The sequence below is a fragment of the Amycolatopsis sp. NPDC104775 genome (genome assembly GCF_055583325.1).
This window is the reverse complement of sequence record NZ_JBVJOE010000021.1, coordinates 1-13,903: the sequence shown is the minus strand read 5'-3', so window position 1 is coordinate 13,903 and position 13,903 is coordinate 1. Positions and strand designations below refer to the sequence as shown.

At 69.8% G+C, this 13,903-nt stretch carries 15 protein-coding genes; 10 read left to right on the top strand and 5 right to left on the bottom strand.

Going from position 1 to position 13,903, the window contains the following annotated elements; translation table 11 throughout:
• Positions 1-138: 138 nt before the first annotated feature.
• Genes ACZ63D_RS42015 through cds1 form a run of 3 tightly spaced genes read left to right on the top strand, consistent with a single transcriptional unit; the run spans position 139 to position 1,987 of the window.
• Positions 139-612: an Lrp/AsnC family transcriptional regulator gene (locus tag ACZ63D_RS42015; RefSeq protein WP_009072012.1), complete on the top strand. Its 474-nt coding sequence runs from the start codon at positions 139-141 to the stop codon at positions 610-612.
• An 11-nt stretch (positions 613-623) separates the two neighbouring features.
• Positions 624-914, top strand: a complete 291-nt coding sequence (locus ACZ63D_RS42010) for a DUF4229 domain-containing protein (protein ID WP_409183594.1) — start codon at positions 624-626, stop codon at positions 912-914.
• The gene (gene cds1, locus ACZ63D_RS42005; RefSeq protein WP_465359909.1) at positions 911-1,987 is read left to right on the top strand and encodes an L-cysteine desulfhydrase Cds1; all 1,077 of its coding nucleotides are present in this window, start codon (positions 911-913) and stop codon (positions 1,985-1,987) included. Before ACZ63D_RS42010 ends, cds1 begins: the two co-directional genes overlap by 4 nt.
• On the opposite strand, the gene ACZ63D_RS42000 is transcribed toward cds1, so the two are convergent.
• Positions 1,965-2,615, bottom strand: coding sequence for a TetR/AcrR family transcriptional regulator (locus ACZ63D_RS42000; protein ID WP_465359908.1), 651 nt, complete (start codon positions 2,613-2,615; stop codon positions 1,965-1,967). The genes cds1 and ACZ63D_RS42000 overlap by 23 nt on opposite strands.
• Before the next feature lie 103 nt (positions 2,616-2,718).
• Here ACZ63D_RS42000 and ACZ63D_RS41995 point away from each other — a divergent pair, with 103 nt between their 5' ends.
• A complete protein-coding gene (locus ACZ63D_RS41995) occupies positions 2,719-4,158 on the top strand; it encodes an aldehyde dehydrogenase family protein (protein ID WP_465359907.1) in 1,440 nt (479 codons plus the stop codon).
• A gap of 81 nt (positions 4,159-4,239) precedes the next feature.
• Here ACZ63D_RS41995 and ACZ63D_RS41990 read toward each other — a convergent pair whose 3' ends face one another.
• Positions 4,240-4,908: an alpha/beta fold hydrolase gene (locus tag ACZ63D_RS41990; RefSeq protein ID WP_465359906.1), complete on the bottom strand. Its 669-nt coding sequence runs from the start codon at positions 4,906-4,908 to the stop codon at positions 4,240-4,242.
• Positions 4,909-4,995: 87 nt separating this feature from the next.
• Here ACZ63D_RS41990 and ACZ63D_RS41985 point away from each other — a divergent pair, with 87 nt between their 5' ends.
• Positions 4,996-5,772: a helix-turn-helix domain-containing protein gene (locus ACZ63D_RS41985; protein ID WP_465359905.1), complete on the top strand. Its 777-nt coding sequence runs from the start codon at positions 4,996-4,998 to the stop codon at positions 5,770-5,772.
• Here the strand turns inward: ACZ63D_RS41985 and ACZ63D_RS41980 are convergent.
• From ACZ63D_RS41980 to ACZ63D_RS41970, 3 genes are all read right to left on the bottom strand, one after another.
• Positions 5,769-6,638 (bottom strand): 1,4-dihydroxy-2-naphthoate polyprenyltransferase, encoded by an 870-nt coding sequence (locus ACZ63D_RS41980; protein WP_465359904.1) that lies wholly within the window; start codon positions 6,636-6,638, stop codon positions 5,769-5,771. The genes ACZ63D_RS41985 and ACZ63D_RS41980 overlap by 4 nt on opposite strands.
• Positions 6,639-6,685: 47 nt before the next feature.
• Positions 6,686-7,825, bottom strand: coding sequence for an o-succinylbenzoate--CoA ligase (gene menE, locus ACZ63D_RS41975; RefSeq protein ID WP_465359903.1), 1,140 nt, complete (start codon positions 7,823-7,825; stop codon positions 6,686-6,688).
• Positions 7,826-7,891: 66 nt separating this feature from the next.
• Positions 7,892-8,815 carry a 1,4-dihydroxy-2-naphthoyl-CoA synthase gene (locus ACZ63D_RS41970; protein ID WP_465359902.1) on the bottom strand — a complete coding sequence of 308 codons (924 nt, stop codon included), beginning with the start codon at positions 8,813-8,815 and terminating at the stop codon, positions 7,892-7,894.
• Positions 8,816-8,908: 93 nt separating this feature from the next.
• Between ACZ63D_RS41970 and menD the strand changes: the two genes are divergently transcribed.
• The 5 genes from menD to ACZ63D_RS41945 all read left to right on the top strand — a co-directional run bounded on the left by menD (position 8,909) and on the right by ACZ63D_RS41945 (position 13,775).
• Entirely contained in the window at positions 8,909-10,585 is a 1,677-nt protein-coding gene (menD, locus tag ACZ63D_RS41965) for a 2-succinyl-5-enolpyruvyl-6-hydroxy-3-cyclohexene-1-carboxylic-acid synthase (protein WP_465359901.1), read from the top strand.
• Positions 10,586-10,618: 33 nt separating this feature from the next.
• Complete coding sequence (locus tag ACZ63D_RS41960) at positions 10,619-10,963, top strand: hypothetical protein (RefSeq protein WP_465359900.1); 345 nt, start codon at positions 10,619-10,621, stop codon at positions 10,961-10,963.
• Positions 10,964-11,054: 91 nt separating this feature from the next.
• The gene (locus ACZ63D_RS41955) at positions 11,055-12,569 is read left to right on the top strand and encodes a M1 family metallopeptidase (RefSeq protein ID WP_465359899.1); all 1,515 of its coding nucleotides are present in this window, start codon (positions 11,055-11,057) and stop codon (positions 12,567-12,569) included.
• 57 nt (positions 12,570-12,626) lie between these two features.
• Positions 12,627-13,301, top strand: a complete 675-nt coding sequence (locus ACZ63D_RS41950; RefSeq protein ID WP_465359898.1) for a hypothetical protein — start codon at positions 12,627-12,629, stop codon at positions 13,299-13,301.
• Positions 13,302-13,385: 84 nt separating this feature from the next.
• The gene (locus tag ACZ63D_RS41945) at positions 13,386-13,775 is read left to right on the top strand and encodes a DUF3592 domain-containing protein (RefSeq protein WP_465359953.1); all 390 of its coding nucleotides are present in this window, start codon (positions 13,386-13,388) and stop codon (positions 13,773-13,775) included.
• Positions 13,776-13,903: the final 128 nt, after the last annotated feature.

The window sequence follows — 13,903 nt, the reverse complement described above, 5'->3', positions numbered from 1 at the left end:
CCCGCGCCGGGATTCGGGTAAAGAACCGGCAAAGGCCGAGTCTGGGCGGCTTCGCGCGCTGAGGTTGCTGTGACGCAGGAGACAATCCGGACCCTACCGGGATGCGCCTCCCGCGCGGGTGCGCCGCATAATGAGCCGGTGGATCAGCTGGACCGGAAGATCATCGCCGAGCTGCGGGCCAACGGCCGGGCTACCTACGCCGACCTTGGCCGGACGGTGGGGCTCTCCGCGTCGTCGGTGCACGAACGCGTCGGGAAGCTCGAAGCCGCGGGCGTGATCACCGGGTACCACGCGATGGTCGACCCGAACACGGTCGGCCTCGGCGTCACCGCGCTGGTCGGCATTCATCCCACCGACACCGCCACCGACGAGGACGTCGCCGCCTCGCTCGGCGAACTGCCCGAGGTGGAGAGCTGTTACGCGGTCGCGGGCGACGAGGCCTTCGTAGTGAAGGTGCGCGTTTCGACAGTGGACGAGCTGGAACTGACGCTCGGCAGGCTGCGCCGCATCCCGGGCGTCGGCCGCACCAATACGACAGTCGTGCTCTCCACCCGGTTCGAGGGCCGCCCCAACAACGCGGGCCTGGACGAAGATCCGGCGAGCGGGGCGTAGCCTGTTTCGGTGTGAGCGAGACACCGGACAATCTGCCCCGTGACCTGACGGTGTACTTGATCGCGCGGTTCGCGCTCGTCGCGGTGGTCGCGGTCGTGCTTTCGCTGGTCGGCGTGCCGCTGCTGGTCGCTTTGCTGATCGGGCTCGTCGTCGGCCTTCCGCTCGGCCTGCTGCTCCTGCGCGGCCTGAATCAGCGCGTGACGGCCGGTCTGGCCAAGCGCAACGAATCCCGCGCGCGTGCTCGTGCCCAGCTGCGTTCGCAGCTGCGCGGCGAGACCCCGGCCGACGACTCCGCGGCATGAGCAAACCGCACAGCCGCGCCTGGGTCCGGGAAGCCGTCCGGATCATCGAGGCCGACGCCAACCGCAGCGCCGACACTCACCTGCACGTCTTTCCGCTGCCCCCGGAATGGGGCATCGATCTCTACCTCAAGGACGAGTCGGTGCACCCGACCGGCTCGCTCAAGCACCGGCTGGCGCGTTCGCTGATCCTGTACGGCCTGGTCAACGGCCACATCGGCCCGGACACCGTGCTGGTCGAGGCGTCCAGCGGGTCAACAGCGGTTTCCGAGGCGTACTTCGCGCGGATGCTGGGCCTGCGCTTTGTGACCGTTGTGCCGCGGCGGACCAGCAAGGAAAAGATCGCGCTCATCGAGTTCTACGGCGGCGAGTGCCATTACGTCGACGCGGCTCCGGCGATGTACCCGGAAGCCGAGCGGCTGGCCGCCGAGTGCAACGGGCATTACCTCGACCAGTTCACCTACGCCGAGCGCGCGACGGACTGGCGCGGCAACAACAACATCGCCGAATCGGTGTTCGCGCAGATGCGTGCCGAACGCCATCCGGTGCCGTCGTGGATCGTCGTCGGCGCGGGCACCGGCGGGACGAGCGCGACGTTCGGCCGCTACGTCCGGTACAAGCGGCACACCACGAAGATCTGCGTGGTGGACCCGGAAAACTCGTCGTTCTACGGCGCGTGGGAAACCGGCGCGATGGACTACGCGACCGGGATGCCGTCGCGGATCGAGGGCATCGGACGGCCGAGGTGCGAACCGTCGTTCGTGCCGGGCGTGATCGACGAGATGTTCCAGGTGCCCGACGCCGGTTCCCTCGCGGCGATCCGGCTGCTGCGGGAGCGCACCGGGCACTGGGCGGGCGGCTCGACCGGGACCAACCTGTACGGCGCGTTCCAGCTGATCTCGCGGATGCTGGCGGAAGGCCAGGCCGGTTCGGTGGTGACGCTGCTGTGCGACGGCGGCGAGCGGTACGCGAACACGTACTACTCGGACGAGTGGCTCGCCGAGCAGGGGATCGACCTCGCGCCGTATCGGGCGCGGTTCGACGAGTTCCTGCTCACTGGCCGGTTCGACGGCTAGCGTCGGCCTGGTAGCCCAGCACCAGCACGACGATCAGCCGGCGCAACCGGTCCTCGAAGTCGAGGCGGGAGCCGGACAGGCGCGGGTCCTTGATGGCTTCCTGGACGGCTTCGTTCGGGTGCGCCAGCGGCCACATTCCCGCGGTGAACATGAAGATCGCGGACGACAGTTCTTGCGCGGTCTCGGCGGAAAGGCCCGGCAGCGCGGCGTGCAGCAAGTCGGCGGTGCGGGCGTTGTGCTTCGCCGACCGCAGCTTGTAATCCCGCGCGATCTCCGTCGAGACGTTCCGCTCCAGCACGTTCGCCAGGACACTGATCAGCTCGCACAGCACCGGCCGCGCGGCCAGTGAAGCGGCGAGTGCCGCGGCGACCTCCGGCAGCTCGCCGTCCAGATCGAGCGAGTCGAGCCACGCGCCGCGAGCGCGGTCGAGCACCTCCAGGTAGACGGCCTCTCGCGTGGGGAAGTAGCGCGTGACGTTCGACGCCGACAGGCCCACCCGCCGGGCCAGTTCGCGCATGCTGATTTCGCCGACGGACGACTCCGTCATCAGCTCTTCGGCCACGTCGAGGATTGCCTCGCGGCGGGCTTCCACCTGCTCCGGGCTGCGGGCGCGCTGGAAGTCGGACACGCCGCGAAGTGTAACAGGACACTGCTCTCTTGATAAAAGAACAGCGTCCTGTTAGGTTCGAGAACAAGAGAGCAGTGTTCCGTTAACTGGGCAGGAGATCCCGATGCGTACTTACGACCAGCTCTTCCTCGGCGGCCGCTGGACCGAGCCCGCCACGGCCGGCACCTTCGAAATCCACTCGCCGCACGACCGCGCGCTGGTGGGAACCGCGCCGAAGGCGGCGAAGGCCGACGTCGACCGCGCGGTGGCGGCGGCGCGGCGGGCGCTCGAACCGTGGAGCAGAACTTCGCTAGCCGAACGGCTGCGCCTGGTCGAGCGGTTCAACGAACTGCACGCCGCCCGCGCGGACGAAATCGCCGAGCTGATCACCGCGGAAAACGGCTCGCCGAGCTGGTTCACCGGCTGGACGCAGCACAACCTCCCGGAGCGCACGGCCGCGTGGCTCAAGACGGCGCGCGAGTTTTCTTGGGAGGAAACGCTGACCGACGACGCGGGCAACCGGACCATCGTGCGCGCGGCGCCGGTCGGCGTGGTGGCGGCGGTGATCCCGTGGAACTCGCCGCATTCGGCCGCGCTGGTGAAGCTGATCCCGGCGTTGCTGGCGGGCAACCCGGTGCTGTTGAAGGCCGCGCCGGAAACCGCGCTCGACGCGATGGTCCTGGCGGAGATCTTCGCCGACGCCGGGTTCCCCGAGGGCGTGGTGAGCGTGTTCGCGGCCGACCGCGACGTGAGCGAATACCTGGTGACGCACCCCGGCGTGGACAAGATCTCGTTCACCGGCTCGACCGCGGCCGGACGGCGGATCGCCTCGCTCGCCGGGCAGCAGTTCAAGCGCGTCGGGCTGGAACTCGGCGGCAAGTCCGCGGCGATCGTGCTCGCGGACGCGGATCCGAAGACCGTCGCCGAGGGGATCCGGACCGCGACGTTCGCCAACAACGGCGAGATGTGCGTGGCGCACACGCGGATCTTCGCGGCACGCGAGCGGTATGCCGAGATCGTGGCCGCGCTCGCGGAAATGGCCGACGGGCTCGTGGTCGGCGACCCGGCGAAGCCGGACACGTACGTCGGGCCGATCGTGCGCCGCGACCAGTACGAGCGCGTGCTGTCGTACCTGCGGCTAGGCGTCGAGGAAGGCGCGCGGATCGCGGCGGGCGGACCGGAGCCGATCGCGAATCCTGAACTGGCGGAAGGGTTTTACGTGCGCCCGACGGTGTTCGCCGACGTCACGAACGACATGCGGATCGCGCGCGAGGAAATCTTCGGGCCGGTGCTCGTGGTGATTCCGTTCGATACCGAGGAAGAGGCGATCCGGCTCGCGAACGATTCCGACTATGGCCTCAGCGGCGGCGTGTGGACCGCCGACCCGGAGCACGGCGTCGAGATCGCGCGGGCCGTGCGCACGGGCACGTTCCACGTCAACGGCGCGCCGCGGCACGGGAACGCGCCCTTCGGCGGATTCAAGGCCAGTGGCGTCGGCCGGGAGTACGGCTCGCACGGGCTGGCGGAGTTCGTGGAGTGGCAGGCGATCGCGGTGGGCCGCTAGAGCGCCAGGGTCGCGCAGGGCCGGGAGCGATTCCGGCCCTACGCGGCACTTCCGACCCGCTTTGATCGGCGGCTTCGACGGTCAGCTGTCCAACAGTTTGGCGACGGCTTCGGGATCTTCGGCCATCGCGTTGTGGCCGGTCGGGAGGACGTGGACCTGCCACTGCGGGTCGGCTTCGAGCCGGGTGCGGAGTTCGGTGAAGGGCGTGCCTTCCCAGCCGGAGCAGTAGACGAACTCGCGGCGCGGGACATTGGCGAACTCTCCGGTGAGCCGAACCCGCTGGAGCAGCGAAGCGAGCGGATGGGGACGGCGGCGGGAATCTCGGCCATCGCGCTCGGGCGGGCGAACGGCGTAGCCGGTGTCCGCGGCACCGGCTACGAATGCCTGCCGGTACGCCTCGCTGGTCGAGGACCAGCACGAATCGCCGTCGCTGGGCACGTAGGCGTCGAGGTGCACGACCCGGGAGACCCGGCCGTCGGCTCGGTCGGCAGCGGCGGCGATCACCAGCCCGCCGTAGCTGTGGCCGACGAGTGTCGCGTCAGTAATGCCGGTGCGATCGAGGAGCGCCAGTACGTCGTTGGCGTGGGTGTCGAGGTTGGCGCTCGCGACTGTCGCGGCGTCGTCCTCCGGCCGCAGACCGGTCAGGGTCAGGGCGTGCACGGTGTGCCCGGAACGTTCCAGCAGTGGCACCACCGTCTCGAAGACCCAGCCGCCATGCCAAGCACCGGGGACCAGAACGAACGTCGACATGCATTTCTCCCTTAAGCCGCAACAGCCTGTTCGAGAGAAAGCCTTTCAAGGATTACGAGTGGCTTGTTAACGCTACAATGCCATTTGATGCCCGTATCTCGCCAACCCAGTGTGGAGTCGTACCTGTGGCCGTCCGGCGGCAGGCACCTCTGGCCCTCCGGCGAAACCAGCGAGGTGCAATCGCACGAACGGGGACACCTGGTCTACGCGGCCCGAGGCGTTCTCGTCGTGCAGACCGAGTACGGCACGTCGCTCGCGCCCGCTAACCGAGTCGCCTGGACACCCGCCGGGTTCCCGCATTTCCACCGCGCCCACGGCGACACCGACATCCGGATCGTGTTTCTCGAGCCGTCGCTGGCCCGGCTGGTCTCGGATCGGCCAGCGGTGTTCCGGACTTCCGGCCTCGCTCGCGAAGTCCTGCTCGCGCTGACCGGGCCACGCAATTACGAAGGTTCCGGCTACCGCCCTTCCGCGCGGGCACGGCTCCACCGGGTCCTCGTCGACGAACTCCGCGAAGCGCCCGACCCGCCCTTGCAACTGCCCGCGCCACGAGACGACCGGCTGCGGGCGATCGCGGAGCGGCTGCACGAGAATCCGGCGGACAACGCCACTCTGGCCGAACTCGGGAAGTCGATCGGAGCCAGCGCGCGCACCCTCAGCAGGCTGTTCCACGACGAACTCGGCATGACCTTCTACGAGTGGCGCACCCAGCTCCGCATCTACCACGCGCTCGTGCTTCTCGCGGACGGTCACGACACTGTCCGCACCGCCTATGCCTGTGGCTGGGCCAATCCCAGTGGTTTCATCGCGGCGTTCACCGCCGTCATCGGGACCACGCCGGGGCGCTACCGAAGCGGCCGCTAGAGCGCCAGGGCGACCGCGCTCAGCACCGCCCAGGCGAGCATGGCCAGGCCGGTGTCGCGCAGGGCCGGGATCAGTTCCCGGCCCTTGCCGCCACCGCCGACGGCCTTGACCGGCTTCAGCAGAAGCGGCGCGGTCACGAAGGCGATGAACAGCAGCGGATGCCAGATCCCCATCAGCACGGTGAGCGCGTACGGCACGGTCACCAGGGTCAGGTACAGCTTTCGAGTGCCGCCGTCGCCCATGCGGGTCGCCAGGGTGCGTTTGCCGGACTCGAGGTCGGTGGGGATGTCGCGCAGGTTGTTCGCCACCAGCACCCCCGTCGAGAACGAGCCGACGGCCACCGCGCAGCCCAGCGCGTCCCAGCTGACCCGGCCGGCCTGGACGTAAACCGTGCCGAGGACGCCGGCCAGGCCGAAGAACACGAAGACCGCGAGCTCGCCCAAACCGTAGTAGCCGTAAGGCTTTTTGCCGCCGGTGTAGAACCACGCGCCGAGGATGCAGAGCGCGCCCATGGCGAGCAGCCACCAGTAACCGCTCAGCGCGACGAGCGTCAGGCCGAGCACCCCGGCCAGACCCAGGCAGGTCAAAGCGGCGCGCAGCACCGCCTTGGGGTTCGCGGCACCGGAGCCGACGAGCCGCAACGGGCCGACACGGTGCTCGTCGGTGCCGCGGATGCCGTCGGAGTAGTCGTTGGCGAAGTTCACGCCGACGATCAGCGACAGCGCGACCAGCAAGGCGAGCAGCGAACGCCACCAGGAGAACGAGTCGAGCGCGATCGCCGCTCCGACCCCGGCCACGACCGGCGCGATCGCGTTCGGCAGCGTCCTCGGCCGCGCGCCTTCGATCCACTCACTGACTGTCGCCATGGGTCCCATTCAACGCCATGCGATCTTCACCCGTTCGGTGAACCCGCTCACCGCGCCCGGAGGGCGGCGACCACTGCCTGGCGGTCGATCTTTCCCGGGCCGCGCAAGGGCAATGCGTCGGTGAACTCGATGCGTTTCGGGGTGGCGGCGGCACCCAACTCAGCGCGGACGGCGGCTCGCAGTTCCGCTTCGTCCGCGGAAGCTACGACCATGGCGACCACTGCCTCGCCCCACTGCGGATCGGGAATGCCGACGACGCAGGCGTCCCGCACTCCTGGCTGCGCGCTCAGAAGCCGTTCGATCGAGCCAGCGGACACCTTGACCCCGCCGGTGTTGATGACGTCGTCCGCGCGCCCGAGCACTTCGACGCGGCCGTCGGGCAGCAACCGGCCGCGGTCTGAGGTGCGGAACCGGCCGTCCCGGAACGATTCCGCGGTCAGTTCCGGGGCGAGGCGGTAGCCGTGCGACAGCACCGGGCCGGAGATCCAGAGACGTTCGTCAGCGTCCGGCTCCACGTGCACGCCGTCGAGGGGGACACCGTCGTAGACGCAGCCGCTCGCGGTCTCGCTCATCCCGTACGAGGGAATGATCCGCACGCCTTCCTCCGCCGCCTGCGCCCGCAGCTTCGGCGAGGTGGCGGCACCGCCCAGGATGATCCCGTCGAACGCCTTCGCGGCGGCCAGGCCAGCGCCGCCGTCGTCGAGCAGCCGGACCAACTGGGCCGGCACGAGTGCGGTGTAGCGCGGCCCGTTCTCCGCCAGCACCGGAGCGGCCGCGGCGGCGAACGCGTCCGTACGGAAGCCGACGCCGGTCAGGAACGCCGGTTTCGTGCCTGCCAGCCGCGCCCGGATCAGCACTTGCAAGCCGCCGATGTAGTGCGCGGGAGTAGCGAGGAGCCAGTGCCCGGGGCCGCCGAGCCGGGCGTGCGTGGCGGTCGCGGACGCAGTGAGCGCGCGCGGCGACAGCAGCACGCCCTTCGGCGCACCGGTGGACCCGGACGTGGCGATCACCACGGCGGTGTCCGGCTCGACCGGCTGCTCCGGGGCCATCGCTTCGAGCAGCGCCGGGGCCGACGGGTCCGCCGAGTTCAGCGGCAGCACCGCCGGGCCGCCGTCAAGGGCAGCCGCGAGGGCCGAGTCGAGGGCGGCCAGCGCGTCGGCGCTGCCGTCGAGCCAGGAAACGTGCACCAGGGGCCTCCGGCTGGGGGTTGTGCGTGTTTATGCCGGTTAGAACCGGCAGAAACACGCACGAGGTCAGTAGTAGTACGGGTAGTCGGACCAGTCCGGGTCGCGCTTCTCCAGGAAGGCGTCGCGGCCCTCGACGGCCTCGTCCTGCATGTACGCCAGCCGGGTGGTTTCTCCGGCGAACAGCTGCTGCCCGACGAGCCCGTCGTCGATCGCGTTGAACGCGTATTTCAGCATCCGCTGGGCGGTCGGCGACTTGCCGATGATCGTCCAGGCCCAGTCGAGCGCGACCCGCTCCAGTTCGGCGTGCGGGACGACCTCGTTGACCGCGCCCATCCGGTGCATGTGCTCGGCGGTGTAGTCGCGGCCGAGGAAGAAGATCTCCCGCGCGAATTTCTGCCCGACCTGCCGGGCGAGGCCCGCCGAACCGTAGCCCGCGTCGAACGAGCCGACGTCGGCGTCGGTCTGCTTGAACCGCGCGTGCTCGGCCGAGGCGAGGGTGAGATCGCACACGACGTGCAGCGAATGCCCGCCACCGGCGGCCCAGCCCGGAACGACGGCGACCACGGGTTTCGGCATGAAACGGATCAGGCGCTGCACCTCGAGGATGTGCAGCCGGCCCGCCCGCGCCGGGTCGACCGTGTCCGAGGTCTCCCCGCTCGCGTACTGATACCCGGAGCGTCCGCGAATACGCTGGTCACCGCCGGAGCAGAACGCCCAGCCGCCGTCCTTCGGCGACGGGCCGTTGCCGGTGAGCAGGACGCACCCGACGTCCGCGCTCATCCGGGCGTGGTCGAGCGCCCGGTAGAGCTCGTCGACGGTGTGCGGGCGGAAGGCGTTGCGGACCTCCGGACGGTCGAAAGCGATCCGGACCACCCGTTTGCCGGAGCGGGCGTCTCGCGAACGGTGGTAGGTGATGTCGGTGAAGGAGAACCCTTCGACCTCGGACCAGGCGGCGGGGTCGAACAGCTCGGAAACTCGGGCGTCATCCACGTTTGGGAGAATAGGACCTGTGGACATGATCGCTGTGCCTGACGCCGCCCCCGGGGAGAGCCCGTCGGACGGTGCCCTACCAGGGGCCTGCCGGTGAACCCGTCCACCGCGCAGGCCAGGGTCATCGTCGACGAACTCGTCCGCAACACCGTGTCGCACGTGGTGTTGTGTCCAGGATCTCGCAACGCGCCGCTGTCGATCGCGCTCTACGACGCCGCCGCTTCGGGACGCCTGCAGCTGCACGTCCGCATCGACGAGCGCGGCGCGGCGTTCCTCGCGCTCGGCATCGCGGCGCGCACCGGCCGTCCGGCGGCGGTGGTCTGCACCTCCGGCACCGCGGCGGCGAACTTCCACCCGGCCGTGCTGGAGGCCGACCGGGCGGGCGTGCCGCTGATCGTGCTCACCGCCGACCGGCCGCCGGAGCTGCGTTCGGCGGGCGCGAGCCAGGTGATCAACCAGTACGAGCTGTACGGCGACGCGGTCCGCTACTTCGACGAGCTGGCCGTCGGCGAGCGCCGCGCCGGGCAGAACTCCTACTGGCGCAGCCAGATCTGCCGCGCGTGGAACGCCGCGTACGGCGAGTGGCGCTGCGGGCCGGTGCATCTGAACATCCCGTTCCGCGAGCCGCTCGTGCCGGATCTCGACGATGACGGCGAGTGGTACGAATCGCTCGAAGGCCGTCCCGACGGCGAACGCTGGACCGAGCTGCCGGACTTCGGCGCGCTGCCCTCGTTCGTGGTCCCCTCGGCGCGGCACGGCCTGGTCATCGCGTGCGACACCGGCGCGCAGGCGGCCAGCGAATGGGCCGAACAGCACGGCTGGCCGGTGGTTTCGGAGACCGGCGGGCTGGGGCTGTCCGGCGCGACCGCGATGTCGTCGGGGGCCTGGCTGCTGGGGGTCGAGGAATTCATCTCGCGGCACCGTCCCGAGCAGGTGCTGTGCCTCGGCCGGCCGACCGTGTTCCGGCAGGTGCAGAAGGTGCTGTCGGACCCCGAGGTCGAGGTGCTGCTGGTGCGTCCGGATTCGGACTGGCCCGCGCCCGCGCACAACGTCCGCCAGGTCGGGCAGTGGTTCGCCGAACCGACCAAGCCCGCCGACCCGGAGTGGCTGGCGAGCTGGCAGCGCGCGGACGCCGCGGCCAGCCAAGCGGTTTCGACGGCGCTGGCCGCCGAGCCGTGGCCGAGCGGCGTCCGGGTGGCGACTGAGCTGGTCGACGCGCTGCCGGAAGGCGCTTTGCTGGTGGTGGGTTCCTCGAACCCGACGCGCGATGTCGCGCTCGCCGGACGGCTGCGTCCGGACGTCCTGGTGCATCGCAACCGCGGTGTGGCCGGGATCGACGGCACGGTGTCGACAGCCATCGGCGCGGCCACCGTGCACCGTGCGCCGTCGTACGCGCTGCTGGGCGACCTGACGTTCCTGCACGACGCGTCCGGTCTGCTCACCGGGCCCGCGGAGCAGTTGCCGGACTTGACGATCGTGGTGCTGAACGACGATGGCGGCGGGATTTTCTCGCTGCTGGAACAGGGCGCGCCGGAACACTCGGCGAGCTTCGAGCGGGTCTTCGGAACACCGCACGGCGCGGACCTGGGCGCGCTCTGCGCGGGCTACCGGGTGCCGCACGTCGTGGCCGGGACGGTCGAAGAGTTCCGTGCCGCGCTGCGGCCCGCGCCGGGCCTGCGCGTGGTCGAGGTCCGGGTCGACCGGGCACAACACCGGAATCTCCACGCGCGGCTGAAATCCGCGGTCGCGGAAGCAGTGGGGACGGTCTGACCGGCGGGGAGCCGGTGAAGTTGGGGAGTGTGCGTGAACGAGGCGGACCCGCGCCCGCGGGGCCGGTGGGCGTGGTTCAGCGCGGCGGTGGCGGCGCTGGCGCTGATCGGGCTGGTGTGCTCGTATTTCTCGTCGTTTCTGGTGATGGCCAGCGACAACTGCTTCGCCGGGGACAGCCGGGCGATCTGCAGCGCGGCCGGGCAGCAGGCGGTCGCGGCGCTGCCGTGGGTCGGCTGGATCGCGGCGATCGCCGGGTCGTTCGCGATGGCGGCGCTGGCCGTGCGGCGCGGCTGGGGACCGTGGCCGGGGCTGTACGCGGGCCCGATCCTTTACGGCATTCCGATCGCCATCGCGTGGTGGATCGCCGAATCCGGGTGATCTTCCCACGGGGTAAGAACCCGTCCTTCGGACGTACCTTCCGGGTGCCGCCGTGGATACGTTCGGTCGCATTGGCCACCTTGGAGGAACCATGCGATCGAGAACTCGGGCCGGAATCGGAGCGGTTGCGGCTGGAGTCGCGACGGTGCTGCTGGCGGGCACCGCGTCGGCAGTACCGGCACCGGGCGCGCCGGGCGTCGGCGACCCGTACTACCCCAACGCCGGCAACGGCGGCACCGACGTGCAGCACTACGACATCCGCGTGAGCTACCAACCGGAAACCGACGTCCTGTCGGGCACCACGACGCTGCTGCTCACCGCCACCCAGGACCTGTCGCGCTTCGACCTGGACTTCGCGCTCAAGGCGTCGAAGGTGCTGGTGAACAACCGGCCGGCGCAGTTCACGAACTCCAACGGCGACGGCGAGCTGGTGATCACCCCGGCGCAGCCGCTGCTCAAGGGCCAGTCCGCGACCGTCGTCGTGAGCTACTCCGACAGCCCGTCGACAGAGAAGGTCGGCGGACTGAACACGTGGAAGAAGGGTGCTTTCGGCGCGCTCGGCGTCGACGAGCCGCAGAGCTCGCAGTGGTGGTTCCCCGCCAACGACCACCCCACCGACAAGGCGACCTACGACGTGTCGATCGAGGCCCCGGACGGCCTCGCCGCCATCACGAACGGCACGCTCGTGAAGAAAACCAAGAAGCGCGCGGGCTGGACGCGGTGGAACTGGCGCAGCACCCAGCCGCAGGCGACCTACCTGACGTCGTTCATCGTCGGCAAGTACGACGTGGTCCAGTCCACCACGCCGGACGGCAAGCCGTTCATCACCGCCTACGGCTCCGACCTCGGGCCTTCGCTCGACGCGGCCAAGGCGAGCGTGGAGCGGACGCCGGAGGTCGACGAGTTCCTGGCCTCGCAGTTCGGGCCGTACCCGTTCGAGGCTCAAGGTGGCGTCGTGACCAGCGGAATCACCTTCTCGCTGGAAAACCAGACCCGGCCGACCTACGGCGCGCGCAACTTCGCCGCCGGTGCCAACACCACGCTGATCGCGCACGAGAACGCACACCAGTGGTTCGGCGACAACGTTTCGCTGGGCAAGTGGAGCGACATCTGGCTGAACGAGGGCTTCGCGTCCTACGCCGAATACCTGTGGACCGAGCACCAGGGCGAGGGCACGACCGCGGAACTCGCGCAGTACGCCTACGACTCCTACGCCGCCGACGACCCGTTCTGGCAGGTCCTGCCGGGCGACCCGGGCGAGCCGAAGCAGTTCGACCGCGCGGTGTACGACCGCGGTGCGATGGCCGTGCAGGCGTTGCGCACCACGGTCGGCGACCAGGCGTTCTTCTCGATCCTTCAGCAGTGGCAGGCGGCCAAGGCAGGCAAGGCGGCGGTGATCCCGGACTTCATCGCACTCGCGGAGAAGGTGTCGGGCAAGCCGTTGCAGGAGCTTTTCCAGACCTGGCTGTTCACCAAGGGCAAGCCCGCTGTCGGTCCTAATGGGACGGTCGCGGCGGCGAGGGCGTTCGCCGCGCACGTGAAGCCGAAGGCGTGGGACCAGATCCAGGCGAACCACCGTGCGCTCGCGGAGGCTCATCAGCACTGAAATTCGCTTGCCTGGCCGCGGGATCCTGGAGAGTTCCGCTCTCTGAAGGAGGATTCGGTGGCCATGAAAGTGCGGGCACAGCTCCGCCACGCTCGGCTCGACGGCCGGGCGTGGCGGGTGCTGCGCCCGGATCCTGGATTAGATACCGCGCTGTTGTTCGAGCTTGACCCGGGCAAGGAGATGTCGCACGTCGAGATGTACGTCGATCGGCGCGCGGCGTATCGGATCGGGGTGCTGTGGCTGCTGGCCTCCCGGTCCCGGCACACGATCATCCACCTGCCGCTGCGCACCGGCCGGATTCCCGCTGAACCGGAGTTTTCCGGCCGGCCGCTGGACCTCGTGCTGAGCCAGCACACCGCGCACCTGCGTCCTTCGCAGTGGCCGCGGCTCAGGGCGGCGCTCGGCACGGCCCGGCCGCATACGGTGCGGATCCCGGCGGATCGGCGGCCGATCGATTGGCCGGAATGGCCGACGCGGGACCGGCTGCTCGACCGGTTCCACGCCGGCACGATGTTCCTGACCGGCAGCCCGGCGGTCTTCCGGCACACCGCCGAGGACTTCTTCGACCTCGCGTTCGGCGCCCCGGGTTCGGCTCCGGGCGAGGAATCGCCGCACCACAAGTGTTCTCAGCTGCATTGGACGTCTCGATTGCTGGTGAACGCGTACAACCTGCACGTGCTCTACCGGGCGCACTGGCTGCCGAGTGCCGAGCTGGTCGGCGCACCCGACTAAACTCCCGGTGTGGCAGCCAGGAGTGTGCGGGCGCGGCGGATCGGGTGGTTCGCCGTGCTGGGCGTCGCTGTGCTGCTCACCGTGATGTGCGTGAGCCTGGTTTTCGCCGCGTTCCGCAACGACAACGCGATCGAAGCGCACCTGGGCACGGCGACCGCGACGGTCGAATCGGTGGCCTTCGACCGCACGATCATCCAGTACCAGACCCCGGACGGCATCGTGCACAGCCCGCCCACCGGGGTGCTGTACCCCTCGGGCCTCGCCGCGGGCCAGCTGGTGTCGATCGAGTACGACGCGACCAATCCGGAGCTGACGCGGGTCGCGGGCCGGACCGCGTCGCTGACCTTGCTGCCGGTCGGGATGACGGTGCTGATCACGTGGCTCGTGGCGGGCCCGCTGCTGTGGTGGCTGCGCAGGCTGATCAAGCGGGACCGGTCAGCTGGTGTTCCGGGACCGGTGCCCGCGAAGGTCTGAGGGAGGTCCGTGAGGGGAACCCTCACGGAATCTGATTCCCTCAGAGGGTGTTGTGGAACCTGGGCGGTTAGTTGTCGTGGTCTTCTGCTAGGCGGCGGGCTGCTTCGGTTTCGATGGGGCCGCGGGGT